Origin of the sequence: Gemmobacter caeni (assembly GCF_003054195.1) — a bacterium.
In the GTDB taxonomy this organism is placed as follows: domain Bacteria; phylum Pseudomonadota; class Alphaproteobacteria; order Rhodobacterales; family Rhodobacteraceae; genus Gemmobacter; species Gemmobacter caeni.
Map to the genome: position 1 here is coordinate 1 of NZ_QBKP01000015.1, position 22365 is coordinate 22365.

22 protein-coding genes and 1 riboswitch are annotated in these 22365 nt (G+C 65.3%); of the genes, 16 read left to right on the top strand and 6 right to left on the bottom strand.

Annotated features, from left to right (window positions below):
• Positions 1-153: 153 nt before the first annotated feature.
• The 3 genes from C8N34_RS18985 to ribD all read left to right on the top strand — a co-directional run bounded on the left by C8N34_RS18985 (position 154) and on the right by ribD (position 2449).
• Positions 154-567 (top strand): hypothetical protein, encoded by a 414-nt coding sequence (locus C8N34_RS18985; RefSeq protein ID WP_108130105.1) that lies wholly within the window; start codon positions 154-156, stop codon positions 565-567.
• 314 nt (positions 568-881) lie between these two features.
• The gene (nrdR, locus tag C8N34_RS18990) at positions 882-1352 is read left to right on the top strand and encodes a transcriptional regulator NrdR (RefSeq protein ID WP_054302633.1); all 471 of its coding nucleotides are present in this window, start codon (positions 882-884) and stop codon (positions 1350-1352) included.
• Between the two features lie 14 nt (positions 1353-1366).
• Positions 1367-2449, top strand: a complete 1083-nt coding sequence (ribD, locus tag C8N34_RS18995) for a bifunctional diaminohydroxyphosphoribosylaminopyrimidine deaminase/5-amino-6-(5-phosphoribosylamino)uracil reductase RibD (RefSeq protein ID WP_108130173.1) — start codon at positions 1367-1369, stop codon at positions 2447-2449.
• A 3-nt stretch (positions 2450-2452) separates the two neighbouring features.
• Here the strand turns inward: ribD and C8N34_RS19000 are convergent, their stop codons facing one another.
• On the bottom strand, positions 2453-3136 hold the full coding sequence (locus tag C8N34_RS19000; protein ID WP_108130106.1) for a DNA alkylation repair protein: 684 nt from the start codon (positions 3134-3136) through the stop codon (positions 2453-2455).
• 122 nt (positions 3137-3258) lie between these two features.
• Between C8N34_RS19000 and C8N34_RS19005 the strand changes: the two genes are divergently transcribed.
• Positions 3259-3675, top strand: a complete 417-nt coding sequence (locus C8N34_RS19005; protein WP_108130107.1) for a hypothetical protein — start codon at positions 3259-3261, stop codon at positions 3673-3675.
• Here the strand turns inward: C8N34_RS19005 and C8N34_RS19010 are convergent.
• Genes C8N34_RS19010 through glmU form a run of 3 tightly spaced genes read right to left on the bottom strand, consistent with a single transcriptional unit; the run spans position 3672 to position 7398 of the window.
• Complete coding sequence (locus tag C8N34_RS19010; RefSeq protein WP_054302683.1) at positions 3672-4229, bottom strand: pyridoxamine 5'-phosphate oxidase family protein; 558 nt, start codon at positions 4227-4229, stop codon at positions 3672-3674. The two genes, C8N34_RS19005 and C8N34_RS19010, sit on opposite strands and share 4 nt — an antisense overlap.
• Complete coding sequence (glmS, locus tag C8N34_RS19015) at positions 4229-6043, bottom strand: glutamine--fructose-6-phosphate transaminase (isomerizing) (RefSeq protein WP_108130108.1); 1815 nt, start codon at positions 6041-6043, stop codon at positions 4229-4231. Before glmS ends, C8N34_RS19010 begins: the two co-directional genes overlap by 1 nt.
• Positions 6043-7398 carry a bifunctional UDP-N-acetylglucosamine diphosphorylase/glucosamine-1-phosphate N-acetyltransferase GlmU gene (glmU, locus tag C8N34_RS19020; protein WP_108130109.1) on the bottom strand — a complete coding sequence of 452 codons (1356 nt, stop codon included), beginning with the start codon at positions 7396-7398 and terminating at the stop codon, positions 6043-6045. The genes glmS and glmU overlap by 1 nt, the downstream gene beginning before the upstream one ends.
• Before the next feature lie 105 nt (positions 7399-7503).
• On the opposite strand from glmU, the gene C8N34_RS19025 reads away from it, so the two are divergent.
• A complete protein-coding gene (locus tag C8N34_RS19025) occupies positions 7504-8166 on the top strand; it encodes an HAD-IA family hydrolase (protein ID WP_108130110.1) in 663 nt (220 codons plus the stop codon).
• A gap of 3 nt (positions 8167-8169) precedes the next feature.
• Complete coding sequence (locus tag C8N34_RS19030) at positions 8170-8427, top strand: hypothetical protein (protein WP_108130111.1); 258 nt, start codon at positions 8170-8172, stop codon at positions 8425-8427.
• A gap of 70 nt (positions 8428-8497) precedes the next feature.
• On the opposite strand, the gene C8N34_RS19035 is transcribed toward C8N34_RS19030, so the two are convergent.
• A complete protein-coding gene (locus tag C8N34_RS19035; RefSeq protein WP_108130112.1) occupies positions 8498-9370 on the bottom strand; it encodes a glycosyltransferase family 2 protein in 873 nt (290 codons plus the stop codon).
• Between the two features lie 136 nt (positions 9371-9506).
• Here C8N34_RS19035 and miaB point away from each other — a divergent pair, with 136 nt between their 5' ends.
• The 8 genes from miaB (at position 9507) to metK (ending at position 17508) form a co-directional block, all read left to right on the top strand.
• Complete coding sequence (gene miaB, locus C8N34_RS19040; RefSeq protein WP_054302640.1) at positions 9507-10868, top strand: tRNA (N6-isopentenyl adenosine(37)-C2)-methylthiotransferase MiaB; 1362 nt, start codon at positions 9507-9509, stop codon at positions 10866-10868.
• Between the two features lie 179 nt (positions 10869-11047).
• A complete protein-coding gene (locus C8N34_RS19045; RefSeq protein ID WP_229825443.1) occupies positions 11048-11611 on the top strand; it encodes an OmpA family protein in 564 nt (187 codons plus the stop codon).
• A gap of 5 nt (positions 11612-11616) precedes the next feature.
• On the top strand, positions 11617-11973 hold the full coding sequence (locus tag C8N34_RS19050; protein ID WP_145693653.1) for a hypothetical protein: 357 nt from the start codon (positions 11617-11619) through the stop codon (positions 11971-11973).
• Between the two features lie 240 nt (positions 11974-12213).
• Positions 12214-13230: a PhoH family protein gene (locus C8N34_RS19055; protein ID WP_054302642.1), complete on the top strand. Its 1017-nt coding sequence runs from the start codon at positions 12214-12216 to the stop codon at positions 13228-13230.
• Positions 13231-13324: 94 nt separating this feature from the next.
• Positions 13325-13828 carry an rRNA maturation RNase YbeY gene (ybeY, locus tag C8N34_RS19060; protein ID WP_108130113.1) on the top strand — a complete coding sequence of 168 codons (504 nt, stop codon included), beginning with the start codon at positions 13325-13327 and terminating at the stop codon, positions 13826-13828.
• Positions 13829-13868: 40 nt separating this feature from the next.
• A complete protein-coding gene (locus C8N34_RS19065; RefSeq protein WP_108130114.1) occupies positions 13869-14786 on the top strand; it encodes a transporter associated domain-containing protein in 918 nt (305 codons plus the stop codon).
• A complete protein-coding gene (gene lnt, locus C8N34_RS19070) occupies positions 14786-16252 on the top strand; it encodes an apolipoprotein N-acyltransferase (RefSeq protein WP_108130115.1) in 1467 nt (488 codons plus the stop codon). The genes C8N34_RS19065 and lnt overlap by 1 nt, the downstream gene beginning before the upstream one ends.
• Before the next feature lie 33 nt (positions 16253-16285).
• Positions 16286-16334, top strand: a riboswitch (SAM-SAH riboswitch).
• Between the two features lie 7 nt (positions 16335-16341).
• Positions 16342-17508 carry a methionine adenosyltransferase gene (gene metK / locus C8N34_RS19075; protein WP_108130116.1) on the top strand — a complete coding sequence of 389 codons (1167 nt, stop codon included), beginning with the start codon at positions 16342-16344 and terminating at the stop codon, positions 17506-17508.
• A 254-nt stretch (positions 17509-17762) separates the two neighbouring features.
• Here the strand turns inward: metK and betC are convergent, their stop codons facing one another.
• Positions 17763-19271 (bottom strand): choline-sulfatase, encoded by a 1509-nt coding sequence (betC, locus tag C8N34_RS19080; protein ID WP_108130174.1) that lies wholly within the window; start codon positions 19269-19271, stop codon positions 17763-17765.
• A gap of 92 nt (positions 19272-19363) precedes the next feature.
• Here betC and C8N34_RS19085 point away from each other — a divergent pair, with 92 nt between their 5' ends.
• Positions 19364-20248: a LysR substrate-binding domain-containing protein gene (locus C8N34_RS19085; RefSeq protein WP_108130117.1), complete on the top strand. Its 885-nt coding sequence runs from the start codon at positions 19364-19366 to the stop codon at positions 20246-20248.
• Positions 20249-20334: 86 nt separating this feature from the next.
• Positions 20335-22341, top strand: a complete 2007-nt coding sequence (locus C8N34_RS19090) for a CocE/NonD family hydrolase (RefSeq protein WP_108130118.1) — start codon at positions 20335-20337, stop codon at positions 22339-22341.
• Positions 22342-22365 lie beyond the last annotated feature (24 nt).

Below are 22365 nucleotides of genomic sequence, written 5' to 3' on the forward strand. Positions count from 1 at the left end.
CGGTAAGATCCGCCTGACCCTGATCCTGCCGCATGGGCCGATCCCGCTGTACGCACCGCCCGAGGCGCGGGTGATCACGCATCCCGAGCCGATCATCGTCACGGCAGACGGGCCGATCCCGCTGCCGAGCTACACGCCTGAGGAGGCCACGCAATGAGCATCGACTGGAGCAGGACGATCACCGCCGAAGCCCGCGCCGCAGCCGCGCTGGAGGCCGCCAAAGCCGAGGCCCGTGTCACGCTGGCAGCGGCCGTCACCGCCGCCCGCGCCGCGCTGATCACCGATCTGCCCGGGCAGAGCATGATCTATCTCGCCAAGGAAGCAGAGGCCCGCGCCTGGATGGCCGATCCCACACCGGACCCCGCCGCCTATCCGCTGCTCTCGGCCGAGCTGGGCATCACCGCCCCCGATGGCGCCAGCCTCGCGCAGATCTGGCTCAACCTCGCCACCCTCTGGCGCAGCACCGCCGCCGATCTGGAGGCCCTCCGCCTCACCACCCGCGCCGCAATCGACGCCGCGACGGCACCTGAGGAAGTCGGCGCGGCGATGGCAGGCCTGGCGATTTGAGGGCTGGCGTTAACCGGGGCTTTGCAGCACCCTTTGACGGTTGAGGTAAAAAATCGTTCTGCTGCAGGATTTGCTGTAAAACTCTGCAGCTTTTGCCGTCACGCTACAACAGCCGTCACGCTACAGTCACGCTACAGTCACGCTGCACTCGCTGAGTCCGTTGCGCCACAGTCTGACGCATCAAGATGCAGTGTCGCAAAATTGCCTCTGGGCGAAGGCTGGGGTTCTGCGCTAGGGTCTGTGGATAACTGGGGCCCAAAGCCAAGGTGAACCCCGGATCACGAGGCAGAACAGACAGGACAAGGGGGACGGCCATGCGCTGCCCATTCTGCGGCAATATCGACACCCAGGTGAAGGACAGCCGCCCCGCCGAGGATCACGTCTCGATCCGGCGACGGCGCTTTTGCCCGGCTTGCGGCGGCCGCTTTACCACCTATGAACGTGTGCAGCTTCGCGACCTCGTGGTCATCAAGACCTCGGGCAAGCGCGAGGATTTCGACCGAGACAAGCTGGAGCGGTCCATTCGCATCGCCATGCAGAAGCGCCCCATCGACCCCGAACGCATCGACCAGATGATCTCGGGCATCGTGCGTCGGCTGGAAAGCATGGGCGAGACGGACATCTCGTCGCGCATCATCGGCGAGATCGTGATGGAAAGCCTCGCGCGGATCGATACGGTCGCCTATGTGCGGTTTGCCAGCGTTTACAAGAACTTCCAGGCCGCCGACGATTTCGACAAATTCGTCTCGGAACTGCGTCCCGCGCAGGAAAAGACCGAGGAGTGAGCGACGCGGCCTACATGCGATCCGCCCTCGCGCTGGCAGCGCGGGGACTGGGCAATACCTGGCCCAATCCGGCGGTGGGTTGTGTGATCGTGACCAACGGCCCCGGTGGGGGCCGTGTAGTGGGGCGCGGCTGGACCCAGCCGGGCGGCCGCCCCCACGCCGAACGCCGGGCACTGGATCAGGCAGGCGAGGCGGCGCGGGGCGCGACGGCCTATGTCACGCTGGAACCCTGTGCCCATCACGGCAAGACCCCCCCCTGTGCCGAGGCGCTGAACGCCGCTGGCGTGGCGCGCGTGGTGACGGCACTGACCGATCCCGATCCGCGTGTGGCGGGGCGGGGGCACGCCATGCTGCGCGCGGCGGGGATTGCGGTGACCGAAGGGGTTTGTGCGGCTGAGGCGCGCGCGCTTCAGGCCGGGTTCCTGAAACGGGTTGAACAGGGGCTGCCCTTCGTCACGCTGAAGCTCGCCACCACGCTGGACGGGCGTATCGCCACGGCCAGGGGTGAAAGCCGCTGGATCACCGGGGCAGAGGCGCGGCGTGCCGTCCATGCCATGCGGATGCGCCATGACGCGGTGATGGTGGGGTCCGGCACTGCGCGGGCCGACGATCCCGACCTGACGGTGCGCGACATGGGCGCCGTGCGGCAGCCGGTGCGACTTGTGATCGACAGCCGCCTGAGCCATAGCCCCGACAGTCGTCTTGGTCGCAGCGCGGGGCAAGTGCCGGTCTGGCTGATCCATACCGAGGCCGCGCCGGAGGCCGCGCGCGGTGCATGGGCCGCCACGGGGGCCGAGTTGATCGCGGTGCCCGAGGCCGACGGCCACGCCGATCTGCGCGCCGCGATGCAGGCGCTGGCCGCGCGCGGCCTGACCCGCATCTTTTGTGAGGGCGGCGCTGATCTGGCTGCCGCCATGATCCGTGCCGGTCTGGTGGACGAACTTGCGCATTTCGGTGCCGGGGCGCTGATCGGGGCCGAGGGGCGCGCGGCGCTTGGTCCGCTGGGCCTGACCGCACTGGCCGAAGCGCCACGCCTGCGGCGTATTGAAACCACCCCGGTTGGCGCCGATGTGCTGACCCGCTGGACGCTGGGCTGAGCCTTATCGGGGCAAATGCTTCGCCGCCTCTTTCCGGGCGAAGGCTTTCATCCCGGCGCCATGCTCGGTCAGAAACGCCTCGACCCGTCCCGCATCGTGTTTCGACAGGTCGCGCAGCCACCAGGCGATGGCCTTCTGGATGAACCAGTCGCCGTCCGGCACATAACCCGCCGCCCAGCCCAGTACACGCTCACGCGCCTCAAGCTCTGCCGGTTTGGGGAAGTTCAGCTTGGTCAGGGGCAGGGTGATGACCAGAGCCGCACGGCGCTGCCACATCAGCGGGCTTTGGGTCCAGCTTTCCACCGTGTCGAGCCGCGAAAGATCGGCCATCACCCGCTTTTCGCCCGCCTTGCAGGCGTGATCGGCAATCGCCCAGGCGTCGAACTCGGGCACCCAGCCACAGATCATGTCCCAGACCGCGTCATCGGGTCGGATGCGCGCCTGCGTCAGCAGCTTCGCCGCCGCAACGCGCCCCTCATGCACATTGCTCCGCCACAGACCTTCGGCCAGCGCCAGCCGTTCCTCTGCCGTCACCTCCTCGCGCCAGGCCTTTGCCAGCGCGTCGATCTCGGGCACGGTCACGCCCAGATAATGCCGCGCGGCCTTGTGGTAGGCCGCCATCTCCGGAGCTTTTGCCGGGTCGGCGGCGGCTTCCAGTTGCGCAAGGGCGGTGGCGGTGTCGATCATCGGCGGCTCCTGTCTGGTCCTTCCGATCTAGCAGCCACGGCAGCGAAGGCCAGAGTTTTGTCGCGCCCCTTGACGGCAGGGCAGGGCGGGCGGATGCTTTGCCCGTAATGACGGAGGGTCCGATGCGCCACCTGCCCGCAGCTTCGCTTTGTCTTGCCCTTGCGGCCTGTGTGCCGCCCGAACCACCCGCCGATGGCGAGCGGATCGAGCTTTCCAGCGGCGGGGCATTTTCCGGCTCCACCCGTCTTGTGCTGACCCCGGATGACAGGGCGGTGACCGCGATTTCAGGCCCGTTCTCGGACAAGAGCACGCGCACGGTGAAGCAACTGCGCCCCGGTGCCTTCGCGGCAGCGCGGGATCACATCCTCGCCCATCCGATTCCGAAATCGCAGCTCAAGACCGGGATTTGCGAGGATTACGGAGCCGATAGCATCCTTTACACCGGGCCGGGCCGCGAAATCCGCTATGTCGCCACTTGCCCGAACCCGGCCATCGCAGCGCTGGACGGCCAGATCCGCGCGCTTCTGTCAGGCGGTTAATCCTCGCCCAGATTGGCGCCGATACCGGTGGGCAAACCGTCGATGGATTTACGGTTCTTTTCATCCCAATAGGCGGCCAGACCGGCCTCGCCCTTCTGTTCGGCCCAGTTGCGCAGCACCGGGCGCTCGCGCGGGGCTTCCATGAAGGGCACGGCAAAACCGCAGGAGGTTTGCACCATCTCCACCGCCATGTCGAACACCTGCCGCGCGCCGGGTACATCCGGCAGTTCAGCCGCCAGCGCGGGCCAGTCGGCATCGCCGCGATGCACCACCCGCGCCGTGCCGTAGGCGCGCAGGATCAGCGGCCGGGTGCCGAAGCTGCACCACATCACCGTCATACGCGGGTCCAGCGGCAGATGCGCCGCCGTCTCGTTCCCCGAGCCGGTAACATTGAGCCAGAGCAGGCGGTTCGCCCCGGTCACCCGCAACGAATCCATCCCCTTGGGGCTGAGGTTCAGCCGCGCGCCCGGTGCGCTTGTCGCCACGAAAAACAGCGGCTGTTCCGCGATGAAGGCGCGGTGATCCTCGGTGAAGCCGTCGAACTGCTTTGCCATCATTCCACCGTTACGGATTTTGCCAGATTTCTGGGCTGGTCGACGTCAGTGCCTTTTGCGATTGCGGTGTGGTATGCGAGGAGCTGGGCGGGGACGGCGTAGAGGATGGGGGCGAGGAGGTCGGGGACGCGGGGCAGGGTGAGGCAGCGCCAGCAATCTGCGCCGGCTTCGGCGATACCGGGCTGGTCGGAGAGCAGCAGCACCCGGCCATGGCGGGCCATGACTTCCTGCATGTTCGACACGGTCTTTTCGAACAGCGCATCGCGGGGGGCCAGCACCAGCACCGGGACGCTGGCGTCGATCAGCGCGATGGGGCCGTGTTTCAGCTCGCCGCTGGCATAGCCCTCGGCATGGATATAGCTGATTTCCTTCAGCTTCAGCGCGCCTTCCAGCGCCAGCGGATACATCGCCCCCCGGCCGAGGAACAGCACGTCCTGCGCCTTGGCCAGCTCTTCCGCCAGCCCCTCGATCTCGGGCGCCAGCGCGAGGGCCGCGTTCATCAGCCCCGGCAGCAGCCGCAGATCCGCGAGGCGGGTGGCCAGCTGCGCGGCATCGAGACGCCCGCGATCCTGTGCGGCCTTCAGCGCCAGGGTCAGCAGCACCGTCAGTTGGCAGGTGAAGGCCTTGGTCGAGGCGACCCCGACCTCGACCCCGGCCATGATCGGCAGCGTCACGTCGCATTCCCGCGCGATGGAGGAGGTGGTGACATTCACCACCGCCAGCGTCCGCGCCACCTTGTCCTGCACATGGCGCAGCGCCGCCAGCGTATCGGCGGTTTCGCCCGACTGGCTGACGAAGACCGCCCAGCCGCGGTCCGACAAAGGCGGCTCGCGATAGCGGAACTCGGATGCGATATCGATGTCGCAGGGCAGGCCCGCGAGGCTTTCGAACCAGTATTTCGCCACATGGCAGGCGTAATGCGCGGTGCCGCAGGCGACCAGCGTCAGCCGGTCCACGCCGGTGAAATCCACCCCGGCGGGCAGGTTCAGCCCGTCCTCGCGCAGGTAATGGCGCAGCGCATCGGCCAGCACCACCGGCTGTTCGGCGATTTCCTTGGCCATGAAGTGCTTGTAGCCCGCCTTCTCGATCCGGGTCGCATCCACCTGGATGCGGGCCATGGCGCGGTTGGCGCGGGCGTTGCGGGCGTCGAAGATCTCGGCCCCCGCGCGGGTGATCACCGCCCAGTCGCCTTCTTCCAGATAGGTGATGCGGTCGGTCATCGGCGCGAGGGCGATGGCATCCGACCCCACGAACATCTCGCCGTCGCCATGCCCGATCGCCAGCGGCGAGCCCTTGCGGGCGCAGATCATCAGATCCTCCTCGCCCTCGAACAGGAAGCACAGGGCAAAGGCGCCGTGCAGGCGCGGCAGAAGCCGGGCAGTGGCCTCGGCCGGGGTGCCGCCCTGCGCCAGCTCGTGCCGCATCAGCAGGGCCACCGTCTCGGTATCGGTCTCGGATTCGAAACTGTAACCCGCCGCCGTCAGCTCGGCCCGCAATTCGCGGAAATTCTCGATGATCCCGTTATGCACCACCGCCACATTGCCGGCGCGATGCGGATGGGCATTGGCCACCGTCGCCGCGCCATGGGTGGCCCAGCGGGTATGGCCGATGCCGGCCTTGCCCGCCAGCGGCTCATGCACCAGCAGGTCCGACAGGTTCACCAGCTTGCCCACGGCGCGGCGGCGGTCCAGCCGGCCCTCGTTCACCGTGGCGATCCCGGCGCTGTCATAGCCGCGGTATTCCAGCCGTTTCAGCGCCTCGACCAGGAGGGGTGCAACGTGGTGGTTTCCCAGAACCCCGACAATACCGCACATTACTTGGCGTCCTTCTGCCGTTTTTCTTTGATCGATCTATACATTTCAAACATTTTGGGGGCCAGCCCGGGCTTCACCACCTGACGCGCGCGTCCCAGCGCCACCGCGCCCGCCGGCACATCCGCCGTGATGACCGAGCCCGAGCCGGTCAGCGCCCCGTCCCCCACCGTGACCGGCGCCACCAGCATGGTGTCGGACCCGATGAAGGCGCGTTTGCCGATGCGGGTGCGATGCTTCATCACCCCGTCGTAATTGCAGGTCACCGTGCCCGCGCCGATATTGGTGCCTTCGCCCACATCGGCATCGCCAAGATAGGTCAGGTGACCGACCTTCACGCCTTCTTCCAGAATGGCATTCTTGATCTCGACGAAATTGCCGACATGCACATCCTCGGCCAGCTCGGCGCCAGGGCGCAGCCGCGCGAACGGCCCGACATCGGCGCCGCGGCTGACATGGCAGCCCTCCAGATGGCAGAAGGCCCTGATCTCGGCGCCGCTTTCAATGGTGACACCGGGGCCGAAGACCACATTCGGCCCGATGATCGCGTCGCGCCCCACCACGGTATCCAGCGCGAAGAACACCGTTTCCGGCGCGGTCAGCGTCACGCCGTTTTCCAGCGCTTCGGCGCGGGCACGGGCCTGAAAGGCGGCCTCTGCCTCGGCCAGCTGGGCGCGGGTGTTGACGCCCAGCGTCTCCGCCTCGTCACAGGTGACAACCCCGGCAGAGAGCCCGCGCCGGCGGGCCAGTTCCACCACATCGGTCAGGTAATATTCGCCTGCCGCATTGTCATTGCCCAGCGTGCCGACCAGATCAAGGAGCAGCGCGGTATCGGCGCAGATCACGCCGGAATTGCACAGCGTGATCGCGCGCTGCGCCTCGGTCGCATCCTTGAACTCGACGATCCGCTCCAGCGCCTCGCCCTGCGCGATCAGCCGGCCATAGCGCCCCGGATCACGCGCCTCGAAACCCAGCACCACCACGGCATGCCGCGCGCGCGCCTCCAGCATCGCCTCCAGCGTTTCGGGACGGATGAAGGGCGTGTCGCCATACAGAACCACGCAATCGCCCGATACACCCGCAAGGGCAGGGGCCGCCTGCGCCACCGCATGCCCGGTGCCCAGCTGCTCGGCCTGCACCACGATCCCGCAAGCCTCGTCCCAGGCCCGCGCCGCCTTCGAGACCGCCTCCGCCCCGTGCCCGGCAACCACCACCACACGCTCCGGCGACAGCGCCGCACCCGCCTGCATCGCATGATGCAACAACGGCGCACCCGCAACACGGTGCAGCACCTTCGGCAGATCCGAATTCATCCGAGTGCCTTGCCCCGCGGCAAGAATGACGAGAGAGACAGGCATGAGACCTCTTTCCTTGGCGATGCGCCCGTTTTAACCCGATGGCCGGGGCGCGCAAGCCATGCGCCTTCACACATCCTTTCGACAGGTTTCAGGAGAGGCAGGCAGATGAAAACGGTGGTCTTCGATCTGGATGGTACGCTGGCCGATACCTCCGCCGATCTGGTGGCGGCGGCGAATGCCTGCTTTCGCGGCATTGGTCACGGGGATCTGCTGGACCCGATGGCAGATGCGCTGACCGCGTTCCACGGCGGGCGGGCGATGCTGCGGCTGGGATTTTCCCGCATCGGCGGCGTGGATGAGGCGGCGGTGGACGCGCAATACCCGGTGCTTCTTGCGGCCTATGCCGAGGGGATCGACACCCACACCCGGCTTTATCCCGGTGCTGCCGAGGCGGTGGAGGCGCTGCGCGCCGCCGGTTACGCCACCGCGATCTGCACCAACAAGCCCGAAGGCCTGGCCGAGACGCTGATGACCCGGCTCGGGGTGCGGGGCCTGTTCGGCAGCCTGATCGGCGCCGATACGCTGCCTGTGCGCAAACCCGACCCTGCGCCCTATCTGGCTGCCGTGCGCGGCGCGGGCGGCGATCCTGGGCGGTCAATCCTCATCGGCGACACCGAAACCGACCGTAAGACCGCCACCGCTGCCGGTGTGCCCTGCGTTCTGGTCAGTTTCGGCCCCGAAGGGCCGGCCATCGCGCGGTTGGCCCCGGAGGCGATGCTGGACCGTTACGCCGACCTGCCCGCGCTGGCGGCCCGGCTGCTGGGATGACAGGTGGCACGCCGCCAGATCATTTCAGAAGACTGGTCTTGCATCAGCGGCTTGCCCTTTGAACGCGTCGGGCAACTGCTGCGCCTTGCGCTGCCGCCCCCGCTTTCGCAGGCCGCTGAAATAGTCGACCGCCCGGAACGCTGTTCTTTTGCAGCCTGGTCGACGCCGCGGCGGACCCAGGCACCCGCCGCAGACGGGCTGGGAGCAAACGCGGTGACCCGCCGTTTCGGCAATTTTCCGCAGTCGGACGCCCAGCCTTGAATGGTGAATGCGGCCCGAACCCGTCAATCGCGACGAGTTTGGCGGCAGGTGACAGGTCAGAGGCGCCGTTTCAAAACCACTGGCCCGGTTCCATCAGCCCCAGATCCATCAGTTGCTGGCTGTGCCACTGGAACTCAGTCGAGTTGCGCCAGCGGAAATCGTGGATCGAGAAGCGTGAGCCGGGGTTGGTTTTCAGCGCTTTTGCGGTTCGGAAAGAACAGATTGCGGCGGTCAGGTTGTGGTGCCACGGGCAGGCGTAAGTGTTGTATTCCTCGTCATTGAACGTGAAATCCCACCGCAGTTTCAGGCCGGGCCGCGAGCGGAACAGCGAGACGCGGTCGATCTTGCGCTTGGTCCAGGTTACATATTCCTCGAACCTCCAGCGCAGGCCGCCGAAGAAATCCAGCTGCCGTTCCTTGGTCTCCCAGTTCTTGTCGGGATCTTTGCGTCCCAGCGCGTAATAGCCTGAACGGTCCAGATGCGCATCTTCCAGCGAGACCGCATTGGGATAGCGGTTCAGATCGCCGGCATAGAGGTCGATCACATAGGTCAGCAGCGTGTCGCGCCGCTCTTCCGTCTGGAAGGTCAGCAGGTCGCGGACAGTGCGGCTTTCGCAGAACGGGAAGAACAGGTATTCGGCATTGAAGCAGTAATACAGCCAGGTTCCGGCCGGTGCGGCATCGTTGATCGCATTGACGGTTTCGGGCACCGCATCATCGGCATGGACATCGTGGTCGATGCGGTGAATGCGGTTTTCCAGATCCTCCGACACAGGCATTTCTTCATGCGCGAACAGCAGAACCTGCCGGAAACCGCTGTTCAGATGGTGCCGCAACGTGCTGTCCAGCTCGACGGTATCTTCGGCGAAGATCAGCGCCAGCGGCCCCTTGGCCAGCACCTTGTCGCTGGTCGATCTGAATTCCGCCAGACTGCCATAGCGCATTCCGTAACACTTTCCGCTGTCACTGCAAACTGTCGGCAGATTCTGCGAAGACCGCCGCCTTTGCAAGCCTTTGCCCCTTTGTTGCGTGGCAGGGCAGATTTCGTTAGAAGAACCGCCTAGCCGAAGGGGGCCGCCCATGACCGAACAGCCGACCGAGATTTCCGCCACTGCCACCGCCGAAGGGGCGGAGGCGCCGAAGAAGCTGTTCATCAAGACCTATGGCTGCCAGATGAACGTCTATGACAGCGAGCGCATGGCCGAGGCGCTGGGCGCCAAGGGCTATGTGACGACCGAGGTGGCGGAAGAGGCGGATATGGTGTTGCTGAACACCTGCCACATCCGCGAAAAGGCGGCGGAAAAGGTTTATTCCGACCTCGGGCGGCTGCGTCCGCTGAAACAGGCGAAACCCGATCTGAAGATCGGTGTGGCGGGCTGTGTGGCGCAGGCCGAGGGCGAGGAGATCCTGAAGCGGATGCCGCTGGTCGATCTGGTGGTCGGGCCCCAAAGCTATCACCGCCTGCCCGAGATGGTCGAGGCGAAGGGCAAGGTTGTCGATACCGATTTCCCCGAAGAGGACAAGTTCGACCACCTGCCGCAGCGCAAGGCGCTGCGCGGGCCGACGGCGTTCCTGACCGTGCAGGAAGGCTGTGACAAATTCTGTGCCTTCTGCGTGGTGCCCTATACGCGTGGCGCCGAGGTCAGCCGCCCGGCGGCGCGTCTTCTGGCCGAAGCGCGCGATCTGGTCTCGCGCGGGGTGCGCGAAATCACCCTGCTGGGGCAGAACGTCAACGGCTATCACGGTGCGGGCGAGGGTGGCACCTGGGGGCTTGGCCGTCTTCTGCGCGAGATGGCGGCAATCGACGGGCTGGACCGGCTGCGCTATACCACCAGCCACCCCAATGACATGGATGACGACCTGATCGCCGCCCATGCCGAGGTGCCCCAGCTGATGCCTTACCTGCATCTGCCGGTGCAATCGGGCAGCGACCGCATCCTCAAGGCGATGAACCGCAAGCATACCGCCGAGCAATATCTGCGGCTGATCGAGCGTATCCGGGCTGCGCGTCCCGACATTCTGCTGAGTTCGGATTTCATCGTGGGCTTCCCCGGCGAAACCGATACGGATTTTGAGGCGACGATGGATCTGATCCGCGCGGTCGGCTTTGGCGCGGCGTTCAGCTTCAAATATTCCGCCCGTCCCGGCACGCCCGCAGCGGAGAAGCCGGAGCTTCCGGCCGAGGTCTCTGATGCCCGGCTTCAGGCGCTTCAGGCGCTGATCACCGAACAGCAGCGCGCGGCGCAGATGGCCATGGTGGGCCGCGAGGTGGGCGTGCTTTATGAAAAGCCGGGCCGTCTGCCGGGGCAGATGGTGGGCAAATCCGACCACCTGCATGCGGTGCATGTGACTGATTCCCTTGGCAAGCCCGGACAACTGGTGCGGGTGCGCATCACCGGCTCCGCGCCTAACTCGCTGGCGGGGGAGCCTCTGCGCGACTGACCGGCGGTTTCCGCAGCGGCACCAATATCACGATTCGTTCCGGCTTGGCGCGTGCCCACGCAACAATTGGTGTGCCATCATCCCTGCACACCATATATTTTGCTTTACATAAGAATAGAGTAACGGCATTTCTGGCTTAATACTAAAGAAAGTCTTGTGTGAATTAGGGGAGCTGCGACGTGGAACCGATTTCCAAAGCAGTGCGGATGATCATTGGGGGAGTTGCACTCGCCGTCGGACTGGCCGGGGCTGCCCAGGCGCAACAGGCGCCCGAGATTGCCGGCAAGATCCAGTGGGGCGTGTGGGTCGATGACGATGGTTGCATGCACTGGTGGGCCGATGGCGGCCTTGAAGGCTACATGCTGGACCGGGTGAACCCGAAGACCGGCAAACCCGTCTGTCTGAAGCGCAATACCTGTATGGTGCAGAACACCGACACGCTGTTCGCGACCGACAGCGCCAAGCTGACCGCCTCGGGCCGCAGCTATCTGCAACAGTTCTTCCAGCAGGCCGGGGCCTTCGGCTATGCGGTCTATGGCCATACCGACAGCCGCGCCTCGGATGAATACAATATCAAGCTGTCGCAGCGCCGCGCCAAGGCCGTGGCCGATGTGGCCCGTTCGGTCGGGGCCATGGTGGAGCGCGAGATCGGGTTCGGCGAACGCCAGCCCATCGCGTCGAACAGCACGGCGGCGGGCATGCAGAAGAACCGCCGCGTCGAAGTCGTTTGCTATCGGTGGTGATCAGGATGACCAAAGTTTTCGTTCCGGGCTTCGCCCTTCTTGCCATCACCACGCTGGCTGGCTGTGTCGATGGCCTCACCCCCTATCGGCAAAGCCCCGATACGGTGATCGCCACCAATCAGGATCGCGGTCGCGACAATATTCCGCTGGCACCGGGGGGCGGGGCGATTGCCTATGATCCCGACGGCTGTCAGGGCTGGATCATCGACGATGGCGTCGAAGGCTATTCGGGCCGCCGCTTCGATCCGGTTTCGGGCCTGCCGATCTGCAACAATCACTATCCGCCGGGCACCGTGCTGCGCAATTACCAGACCAAGGACGCGGGTCTGCGCGACTATGTGCCCTACGCTGGCCGTAACTGACCAGCCTGCGCCAGGATATGAATATGGTAGGGCCGCGCGATGTCGCGGCCCTTTCCTTTTGCCGGATGCCACATTTTTTATCGCAGGACATACAAGCCCTAGCGGTGGTGTGGCGGAAATGTGCAACATCTGCAATTTCGGCCGCCGGTGGTGAAAGTTTGAACAGCTTTGTCTTGTTTCCTTAACCTTCGAGGCGCAGATTCTGAGTCAGGAAGCCTTCGAACCGCAAAGGATGATGATTTGGGCATCAGCGCGCTGACCCCCCCGCCCCGTGCCGAAGACGTTGTGGAAACGACGCTGGAATTTCCCGACAATCGGCTGCTGATTGATCTGTGCGGTGAGTATGACCGCAACCTTGCGCAGATCGAGCATGAGATGGGGGTGCATATCCTCCGACGTGGGAACCGCCTGTCGGTTATCGGGGAGAAGGGCGCGCGCGAGCAGGCGGCGGCCGTGCTGCATGCGCTTTACGCCCGGCTGGAGGCGGGGCGCGCGGTGACGGCGGGCGATATCGAGGGGGCGATCCGCATGGGCCGTCCGATGCCCGAAACGCCACGCGAAGGGGCCGAACAGATCGAGATGTTCGGGGCGGGTTCCATCGAGCTGCGGACCCGCAAGAAACCGATCGAGCCGCGCACCGAGGCGCAGAAGGCCTATGTGGCCAATCTGTTCGCCAACGAACTTGGCTTCGGCATCGGCCCGGCGGGCACCGGCAAGACCTATCTCGCTGTTGCGGTCGGCGTGACCATGTTCATATCGGGGGCGGTGGAAAAGATCATCCTGTCGCGTCCGGCGGTGGAGGCGGGCGAACGCCTTGGCTTCCTGCCGGGCGACATGAAGGAGAAGGTCGATCCCTATATGCAGCCGCTTTATGACGCGCTGAACGATTTTCTTCCGGCCAAGCAGGTGCAGAAGCTGATGGAAGAGAAGCGGATCGAGATCGCGCCGCTGGCCTTCATGCGCGGACGCACGCTGTCCAACGCCTTCGTGGTGCTCGACGAGGCGCAGAACGCCACCACCATGCAGATGAAGATGTTCCTCACCCGTCTGGGCGAAGGATCGCGCATGGTCATCACCGGCGACCGCACGCAGGTCGACCTGCCGCGCGGCGTGGCCTCGGGCCTTCAGGATGCCGAACGCATCCTGAAGGGGGTGAAGGGCGTCAGCTTCAACTACTTCACCGCCAAGGATGTGGTGCGGCACCCGCTGGTGGCGCGGATCATCGAAGCCTATGACCGCGAAGAGGCGCAGGGCTGAGCTTCCCGATCCGGGCCACCGGATCGGGCTTTCCCACCACCACAGATGATCAAAGGCATTTGCGGTTTGTCCGGCTTGGCCCTATGAGGCGCGCATGAAAACATGCGTCGACATCGTAATCGAGGATGACCGCTGGACAGCCTTCGGGCTGGATGCGGCCGCGATGGCTGCGGCTTGCGCCACATTGTCGCATCTTGGGATGTCGCCTGACCTTTACGGTCTCGTCGTCATGGGATGTGACGATGCGCGTATCGCCGGGCTGAACGGCGAATTCCGTGACAAGCCCCGGCCCACGAATGTGCTGAGCTGGCCATCCGAAGAACGCGGCAGCGAATATGCGGGTGAGGCTCCGGAGATGCCGGAGCCCGGAACGCCGGAAGATCCCGCCCCGCTGGGCGATATTGCGATTGCCTGGGAGACCTGCGCGCGCGAGGCGGCCGAGCAGGGCAAGACCGTTCACGATCACGTCATGCACCTGCTCGTTCACGGAGTCCTGCACTTGCTGGGCTATGACCACATCGACGAGGACGACGCGAATTTGATGGAAGAGACCGAGCGGCAGATACTTGCCTCGCTTGGCATTGCGGACCCATATTAGGGCAGGCGCTGCGGCGCAGGATATTCGGGTAGAAGGACAGATGGGCAGTAGTTACGAAGGATCGACCGCGGCGCCGCAACAGGCGCCATCTGATGAGGCATCCGGCGAAGAGGGCGAGTCTCGCTCCGATCCTGCCCAGAAAGGTTTCTTTGGCCGGCTTCTGTCGGCCTTTTCCCCGCAGGATGTGACCGAACCCGACAGCCCCGCGCCGGCGCTCAGCCCGGCACCGGCGCAGCTTCCGGGGCTTGCGAACCTTCGCAAGCTGCGGGTCGACGACGTGGCCATTCCGAAGGTCGAGATCGCGGCGGTCCCGCTGGATATCGGCAAGGATGAACTGGTCGAGGTCTTCCGCCACCAAGGCTTTTCCCGGCTGCCGGTCTACAAGGGCACGCTGGATCATCCTCAGGGCCTTGTGATGCTGAAGGATCTGGCGCTTCAGCACGGTTTTGGCGCGGGCGGACGGTTCAGCCTGAAGCGTCTGTTGCGCCCGATCCTTTACGCGCCGCCGTCGATGCCGCTGCATGTACTGTTGCAGAAGATGCAGAAAGAACGTGTCCATATGGCGCTGGTCATTGATGAATATGGCGGCGTGGACGGTCTGGTCACCATCGAGGATCTGATCGAGACAGTGATCGGCGAGATCGAGGACGAGCATGACGAGGCCGAAGGCATGCTCTGGAAGCAGGAAAAGCCCGGCGTCTGGCTGATGCAATCCACCGCACCAATGGATGAGGTGGAGGCCGAGATCGGCATGGGTCTGCGCACCGGCGAGGACGATGGCGAGATCGACACGCTGGGTGGTCTGGTCTTTCTGCGCACCGGCCGGGTTCCGGCAAGGGGCGAAATCGTGACCCACGAGACCGGCGTTCAGTTCGAGGTGGTCGATGCCGACCCGCGCCGCATCAAGCGGCTGCGGCTGCGGCTGCCCGAGGTCCCGGCTCCGGCCGACGGGGGCTGATGGGGGTGCGGGGCTGGCGTGACCTTGCCCCCGCCTTCGGGCTGGGGGTACTGGCGGCCTCTGGTCAGGCGCCGCTGGGGGCATGGTATCTGGCCGTGCCCGCTTTCGCCGGGATCGTCTGGCAGGTGACAGCCGGGCGCCCGGCGGCAAGGGGCTGGGCGGCGGGCACCGGCTATTTTGCCGCAGCACTCAGCTGGATCGTGCAGCCCTTCTTTGTGGAACCGGAAACCTATGGCTGGATGGCGCCCTTCGCGCTGGTGCTGATGGCCGGGGGGCTGGCGCTGTTCTGGGGCGCGGCCGCGGGGCTTGCTGCCCGACTGGTGCGCACCACCGCGCGGCAGGCTCTGGCCTTCGCGCTGTGCCTTTCCGGGGCCGAGGCCCTGCGCGGCGTGGTTTTCACCGGCTTCCCCTGGGCGCAGCCGGGTCATATCTGGATCGACACGCCGGTGGCGCAGCTTGCAGCGCTGACCGGGGCCGATGGCCTGACACTGCTGACGCTGGTTCTGGCGGCTTTGCCGGTGATGGCGCGGGGCAGGGGCACGCTGGCCGCCGCCCTGCTGCTGGCTATGGTCTGGGGCGGCGGAGTCTGGCAACTGGCGCAGCCCGATCCGGCGGCGCCGGGCCTGACCTTCCGGCTGGTACAGCCCGCGGCCGAACAAAGCCTGAAATGGGATCCGGCCCAGGCCGAGCGGCTGTACCGGCTTCAGACCGGCTATACGGCGGCCGAGCCCCGCCCAGATCTGGTGATCTGGCCAGAAACCGCGCTGCCCTATCTTTATACGCCCGGCGGTGATGCGGCGCTGGGCGTGGCCGAGGCTGCGCGCGGCGTGCCGGTCGCGCTCGGGGTGCAGCGGGTGGAGGGTGCCGCCGCCTATAACAGCCTCGCCGTGCTGGGCCCCGATGGCTACCAGACCGCGATTTATGACAAGGCGCATCTGGTGCCTTTTGGCGAATATCTGCCCTTCGGCGATCTGGCATGGCGGCTGTTCGGCATTTCTGCCTTCGCCGCGCGGCAGGGTTATGGCTATGCCGCCGGGCCAGGGCCGCGCGTGCTTGACCTTGGGCCACTGGGCAAGGCGATGCCGCTGATCTGCTATGAGGCGGTCTTCCCCGAAGAGGTGAATGCCGCCCCGGAACGGCCGGGCTGGCTGTTGCAGATCACCAATGACGCCTGGTTCGGCACGCTGACCGGCCCGTTCCAGCATGCCGCGCAAGCCCGGCTGCGCGCGGTGGAACAGGGCCTGCCGCTGGTGCGTGTGGCCAATACCGGCGTGACACAGATGGTGGATGCGCGGGGCCGCGTCACCGCCGAACTGCCGTTCGGCAGGCCGGGCTATCTGGATGCGGCGCTGCCTGGTGCCCTGCCGCCGACCCCCTACAGCCGCTACGGAATGATGCCGTTCCTGCTGTTGCTAGGGGGACTCGCCCTGACCCTTGCAAGACGCCGTGCGCACCCTTCTGCTTGACTGTGGGCCGGGCGAGGCATAACCCGGGGCATCGAACCGTCACAACGGCTTCCTGGCGTGGCGGGGATACATCAACGGAGCACGTCCCCATGAGCAGACTTGATTATGTTTTCACCTCGGAATCGGTTTCCGAGGGGCACCCCGACAAGGTGTGCGACCGGATTTCCGATGCGGTTCTCGATGCTTTCCTGACCGAAGAACCGAATGCCCGCGTGGCCTGCGAAACCTTCGCCACCACAAATCGCGTCGTCGTGGGGGGCGAGGTTGGCCTGTCCGACCGCAAGAAGCTGAAAGACATGCTGGAAGGGGTCGAGCAGATCGTCCGCGACTGCGTGAAGGACATCGGCTACGAACAGGATGAATTCCACTGGGCGACGCTGAAGGTGAAGAACCACCTGCACAAGCAGTCGGCCCATATCGCGCAGGGTGTGGACCGCGACGGTGCGGGCGACCAGGGCATCATGTTCGGCTATGCCTGCCGCGAGACGCCGGAATTGATGCCGGCGCCGATCCAGTATTCGCATGCCATCCTGCGCCGACTGGCCGAGGTGCGCAAATCCGGTCAGGAACCGACGCTGCGCCCCGATGCCAAATCGCAGCTTTCGCTGCGCTATGAGGGCGGCAAGCCGGTCGAAGTGACATCGATCGTGCTGTCGACCCAGCATGAAAGCGAAAGCCAGAGCTCGGATGACATCCGCGCCATCGTGGAGCCCTATATCCGCGAAGTGCTGCCCTCGGGCTGGATCACCCGGAAGACCGAATGGTGGGTCAATCCGACCGGCACATTCGTGATCGGTGGGCCGGATGGCGACGCGGGCCTGACCGGGCGCAAGATCATCGTTGACACCTACGGTGGCGCAGCCCCGCATGGCGGCGGCGCTTTCTCGGGGAAAGACCCGACCAAGGTGGACCGTTCGGCGGCCTATGCCGCCCGCTATCTGGCGAAGAACGTGGTGGCCGCAGGCCTCGCCGACCGCTGCACGCTTCAGGTCAGCTATGCGATCGGCGTCGCGAAGCCGCTGTCGATCTATGTCGACACCCATGGCACCGGACAGGTCGACGAGGCGCTGATCGAGAAAGCCGTGGCCGAAGTGATGGATCTTACCCCGCGTGGCATCCGCGAGCACCTGCAGCTCAACCGCCCGATCTATGCCCGGACCTCGGCCTACGGCCATTTCGGTCGTGCACCGGAAGCCGATGGCGGCTTCAGCTGGGAAAAGACCGATCTCATCGAAGCGCTGAAAAAAGCGGTCTGAGCTGCCCCGGGACAGGGGGCCTTTGCCGGGGGGAGCGACCCCCCGTCAAAGGCGCTGCCGCGAGATATCGAGGCCCGGTCGCATTGACCGGGCCTTTGCATGCGCCCGGAGCGCGAAAAGTGAGTATTTTTGCAAGAAGCAAATATGCCCTGCTTCTTGAACAAATACTCCCGCCGGAGGCAGGGACGCGGTCCCCGGCGCAGCCGGGGGCCGGGATGAACGGCTGGCGCCGCAGGCGCGCTATATAAATAGCCTCATTCGCCGCGCGGGAAGCGTTTGCTTTCTTCCAGCACGTTCAGATCCATATGGTTGCGCATATAGCGTTCTGAGGCGGCGCGCAGCGGCTGGTAATCCCAGGGGAAATAGCTTCCGTTGCGGAGGGCCTCATAAACCACCCAGCGGCGGGCCTGGCTTTCACGGACCTCGGCATCGTAGCGGTCCAGATCCCAGCGGGCCTCCGCCATGGCGCGGAAATGGGCGAGGGTTTCGGCATGGGCGGGCTCTTGCGCGAGGTTTGTGCGTTCCTCGACATCCGTGTCCAGATCGAACAGCATTTCCGGGTCCGCCAGACAGTTCACATATTTCCAGCGACCTTCGCGCAGGGCGACCAGAGGGGTGATGCTACCTTCGGCGGCATATTCCATCGCGACCGGACTGGTGCGATCAAAGCCCTTCGCCAGCGGCACGAGGCTCTCGCCATCGGTCCAGGGCATGACTTCGTCCATCGAGATTCCCGCCAGATCGCAGAGCGTCGGTGTCACATCGATTGTACAGACCGGGGTATCCACCCGACCCGGTTCCAGCCCCGGGGCGGCGATCATGAGCGGCACGCGGGCAGAGCCTTCGAAGAAGTTCATCTTGAACCACAACCCGCGGCGGCCCAGCATCTCGCCGTGATCCGAGACGAAGATGATGATGGCCTCTTGCCGCGTCGCCTCCAGCGCCGCGAGAATTTCGCCGATCTTGTCATCGACGTAAGAGATATTGGCAAAGTAGCCCTGTCGGGCGCGGCGGATATGGTCGGGCGTCACCTCCAGCCCGCGCCAGTCGCAGGCATCCATCAGCCGCTGTGAATGGGGATCCATGTCCTCGTAAGGGATCGCCTCGGGCGGATCGAGGTGCAGGCAGTCGGTATAGAGATCCCAGTATTTGCGGCGCGCGACGAAAGGATCATGCGGGTGGGTGAAGCTCGCGCACAGCGCCCAGGGGCGGGCATCCTGGCCACGCGACAGGTCGTAAAGCTTCTGCACCGCCTGGAAACACACGTCGTCGTCATATTCCAGCTGGTTGGTGATTTCTGCCACGCCCGCACCGGTGACCGAGCCGAGATTGTGATACCACCAGTCGATCCGCTCGCCCGGTTTGCGGTAATCCGGGGTCCAGCCGAAATCGGCGGGGTAGATGTCGGTCGTCAGGCGTTGCTCGAATCCGTGGAGTTGATCGGGGCCGACGAAATGCATCTTGCCGGAAAGGGCTGTCTGGTATCCGGCGCGGCGCAGATGATGGGCGAAGGTCGGGATGTCCGAGGTGAATTCGGCCGCATTGTCGTAAACCCGTGTCCGGCGTGGCAGTTGCCCGGACATGAAACTGGCACGCGCCGGGGCGCAGAGCGGCGAGGCGGTATAGGCATTGGTGAAGCGGACTGCGCCCTCGGCCAGCCGTTTCAGGTTGGGCGCATGCAGCCAGTCGGCGGGGCCATCCGGGAACAGCGTTCCCGTCAGCTGATCGACCATCAGGATAAGAATGTTGGGCCTGTCCGCCATGATCTGCGCCTTTTGCTTCCGTTCATATTGAAACACCATATGCTGCAAACAAGAAAGACAGGAGTTTTTGATGTTTTACATAAAGATGATTTATGCAACTTGACCCGGCAGCCCTTCGGGTGATCGAGGCGGTGGCGCGGCACGGGTCTTTGACGCGGGCCGGGGCGGCGCTGGGGCTCAGCCAGCCGGCTATCAGCTATCAGCTGCGCCGGGCGGAAGATCATCTGGGCGTGGCGCTGTTCACGCGGGGGCGGGGCGGCTGTCTGCCGACCCCGGCAGGGGAGGTGCTGTTGCGCGCTCTGCTGCCGGCGCTGGCGCAGATCGACGCCGCGCTGGCCGAGGTGTCGGGGCTGGCGCGGGCGCCCGCGCTGCGTATCCTCACCGATTTCGGCTTTGCAGGGTTGTGGCTGATGCCCCGTCTGGCGCGGTTTCGCAGCCTGCATCCGGGGATTGAGGTGCAGATCACCGCCTCGCAGGAAAACCGCGCGCCGCAGGCCGGGGAGGTGGCGATCCGCTTTGCGCAGCAGGGGGATCTGGCTGAAGGGGCGTGGCTGCTGATGCCGGAACGGGTGGTTCCTGTTTGCGCGCCGGGGTTTCTGGATGCGCAGGGGCCGCTGGATACACCCGCACTATTGGCGCAGGCGGTGCTGCTGCATCTGGATGCACCGGCGGAGGCGCGCTGGTTCACCTGGGCAGGCTGGTTTGCCGATCAGGGGATCGCCCGACCACGCCGGAGCGGCGAATTGGGCATGAATACCTATGATTTCGTCGTGCAGGCCGCGCTGGCGGGGCAGGGGGTGGCGCTGGGCTGGCTGCCGCTGATCGCGCCGCATCTGGCATCCGGGGCGCTGGTGCCACTGGGGCCCGAGATCCTGCGGGCAGAGAGCGGATATTGGGTGGAAACGCGCGGGGCTGCGACGGCGGCGCAGGCCGCTTTGGCGGATTGGTTGCGTTCAGAAGCAAGGCATGGTTCATAAGCGACAAAATAATGTCGAATTTCGGCGTGACGTGGTGGGCGGGCAGGCTCAGCCTGCCGCGATACCCAACAGGCCCCGGAGTTGCCATGACTGCGCTCACCACCGTTTCCGATTTTCCGCACAGGTTGATCGACGATCCTGATGTCGGGATTGTCATGCCTGATGGCATCCGGCTTTCGGCGCGCATCTGGCGGCCCGAGGGGGCGGATACGCAGCCGGTGCCTGCGGTGCTGGAATATATCCCCTATCGCAAGCGCGACGGTACGTTGCCGCGGGACGAGTTGATGCACCCCTATGTCGCAGGCCATGGCTATGCGAGCGTGCGGGTCGACATGCGCGGCAATGGCGACAGCGAAGGGCTGATGACCGACGAATACACGCAGCAGGAAATGGATGATGCGCTTGCCGTCATCGCCTGGCTGGCGGAACAGCCATGGTGCAGCGGTGCGGTCGGGATGATGGGCAAAAGCTGGGGTGGGTTCAATTGCCTGCAAACCGCTTTTCTGCGGCCGCCCGCGCTGAAAGCGGTGATTTCGGTCTGCTCCACCACCGACCGTTTTGCAGATGACGTGCATTTCAAGGGTGGTTGCATGCTGGGTGAAAATCCGGGCTGGGGGGCGGTGATGTTGTCTTTCAGCTCACGCCCTGCCGATCCGGCGCTGCGACCCGACTGGCGGGCGGACTGGTTGCGGCGGCTGGAGGCCGAGCCCTACCTCGCCCCACGCTGGGCCAGCCACCAAAGCCGCGATGCCTATTGGCGGCACGGCTCGGTCTGCGAGGATTGGGCTGCCATTCAGGTGCCGGTGCTGAGTGTCGGCGGCTGGGCCGACAATTACATGAACACCGTCGGGCATCTGATGGGCAAGCAACAGTCGGTGGTGCAGGGGCTGATGGGTCCGTGGGTCCATCAATACCCGCATACCGCCGTGCCGGGGCCACAGATCGGTTTCCTGCAAGTCGCGATTCGCTGGTGGGATCGCTGGCTGAAGGGAATTGAAAACGGGGCGGAGACCGATCCGGCTTATCGGGCCTATATGCTGCATTCCGAGCCGCCTTCGGCCGCGCCCGCATTTCGCAAAGGCCACTGGGTGACGGAAACCGCATGGCCCAGCCCGCGTGTCACGCCCGAGGTCTGGCCGCTGGCGCCGGGGCGTCTGGGCGGGCAGGGCGCGCCGCTGGAGATGGCGGTGAACACGCCACAGCATCTGGGGCTGCACACCGGCGAATATTTCCCGATGGGGCTGAATGCCGAAATGCCGGGTGACCAGCGCGAGGATGACGCAATGTCGGTCTGTTTTGACAGCGCGCCACTGGCCGGAGGGATGGATCTTCTGGGCCGCGCGGTGCTGCGGCTGCGGCTGACCAGCGACAAGCCCTTCGCCCAGATATTCGCGCGACTGTGCGATGTGGCGCCCGACGGCAGTTCGGTCCGCATCTGCCACGGCATGCTGAACCTGCGGCACCGGGACAGCATGGAAAACCCGACGCCGGTGCCGGTGGGCACCCCCTTCGACATCGAACTGGCGTTGGACGAGATGGGCTACCGGCTTGCCCCCGGCCACCGGCTGCGGCTGGCGCTGTCGACGACCTACTGGCCCTTTGCCTGGCCCTCGGCCGAGGCGGCGACACTGACCCTGCAGGAGGGCAGCCTTGAACTGCCGCGTCATTCCGGCAGCACCGGCGACGAATGGACGCCGCCCGCACCAGAAGCCGCACCGGCATGGCGCCACCGGGTGCTGCGCAAAGGGGCGGCGGCCCGCCGGATCGAGCGCAACCTGATTTCCGGCGAGGTCTCGCTGGTGATCGAGGAAGACGGAGGCGACGCCGAAAATCTGGATCACGGGCTGGTCAGTGGCGACACGATGCGCGAGGTCTGGACCATCCGTCCCGACGATCCGCTGTCGGCGCGCGTGACGATCACCTATGAACAGCGCCTTTCGCGGGGAAACTGGTCGGTCCGCACGCTTGCCGAGACGAATCTGACCTCGGAAAGCGGCCATCTGGCGTTCACCGCCAGGTTGCAGGCCTGGGAGGGGGAGACTCCGGTCTTCGACCGCGATTTCCGCGAATTTGTCAAACGCGACCACCTCTGATACAAAACCGACAGGTTTTCAGGT

Coding starts and splice junctions, on each gene's coding strand:
- C8N34_RS18985 (WP_108130105.1), top strand. CDS start 154: ATGAGCATCGACTGGAGCAGGACGATCACCGCCGAAGCCCGCGCCGCA.
- nrdR (WP_054302633.1), top strand. CDS start 882: ATGCGCTGCCCATTCTGCGGCAATATCGACACCCAGGTGAAGGACAGC.
- ribD (WP_108130173.1), top strand. CDS start 1,367: ATGCGATCCGCCCTCGCGCTGGCAGCGCGGGGACTGGGCAATACCTGG.
- C8N34_RS19000 (WP_108130106.1), bottom strand. CDS start 3,136: ATGATCGACACCGCCACCGCCCTTGCGCAACTGGAAGCCGCCGCCGAC.
- C8N34_RS19005 (WP_108130107.1), top strand. CDS start 3,259: ATGCGCCACCTGCCCGCAGCTTCGCTTTGTCTTGCCCTTGCGGCCTGT.
- C8N34_RS19010 (WP_054302683.1), bottom strand. CDS start 4,229: ATGGCAAAGCAGTTCGACGGCTTCACCGAGGATCACCGCGCCTTCATC.
- glmS (WP_108130108.1), bottom strand. CDS start 6,043: ATGTGCGGTATTGTCGGGGTTCTGGGAAACCACCACGTTGCACCCCTC.
- glmU (WP_108130109.1), bottom strand. CDS start 7,398: ATGCCTGTCTCTCTCGTCATTCTTGCCGCGGGGCAAGGCACTCGGATG.
- C8N34_RS19025 (WP_108130110.1), top strand. CDS start 7,504: ATGAAAACGGTGGTCTTCGATCTGGATGGTACGCTGGCCGATACCTCC.
- C8N34_RS19035 (WP_108130112.1), bottom strand. CDS start 9,370: ATGCGCTATGGCAGTCTGGCGGAATTCAGATCGACCAGCGACAAGGTG.
- miaB (WP_054302640.1), top strand. CDS start 9,507: ATGACCGAACAGCCGACCGAGATTTCCGCCACTGCCACCGCCGAAGGG.
- C8N34_RS19050 (WP_145693653.1), top strand. CDS start 11,617: ATGACCAAAGTTTTCGTTCCGGGCTTCGCCCTTCTTGCCATCACCACG.
- ybeY (WP_108130113.1), top strand. CDS start 13,325: ATGAAAACATGCGTCGACATCGTAATCGAGGATGACCGCTGGACAGCC.
- C8N34_RS19065 (WP_108130114.1), top strand. CDS start 13,869: ATGGGCAGTAGTTACGAAGGATCGACCGCGGCGCCGCAACAGGCGCCA.
- lnt (WP_108130115.1), top strand. CDS start 14,786: ATGGGGGTGCGGGGCTGGCGTGACCTTGCCCCCGCCTTCGGGCTGGGG.
- metK (WP_108130116.1), top strand. CDS start 16,342: ATGAGCAGACTTGATTATGTTTTCACCTCGGAATCGGTTTCCGAGGGG.
- betC (WP_108130174.1), bottom strand. CDS start 19,271: ATGGCGGACAGGCCCAACATTCTTATCCTGATGGTCGATCAGCTGACG.
- C8N34_RS19085 (WP_108130117.1), top strand. CDS start 19,364: ATGCAACTTGACCCGGCAGCCCTTCGGGTGATCGAGGCGGTGGCGCGG.
- C8N34_RS19090 (WP_108130118.1), top strand. CDS start 20,335: ATGACTGCGCTCACCACCGTTTCCGATTTTCCGCACAGGTTGATCGAC.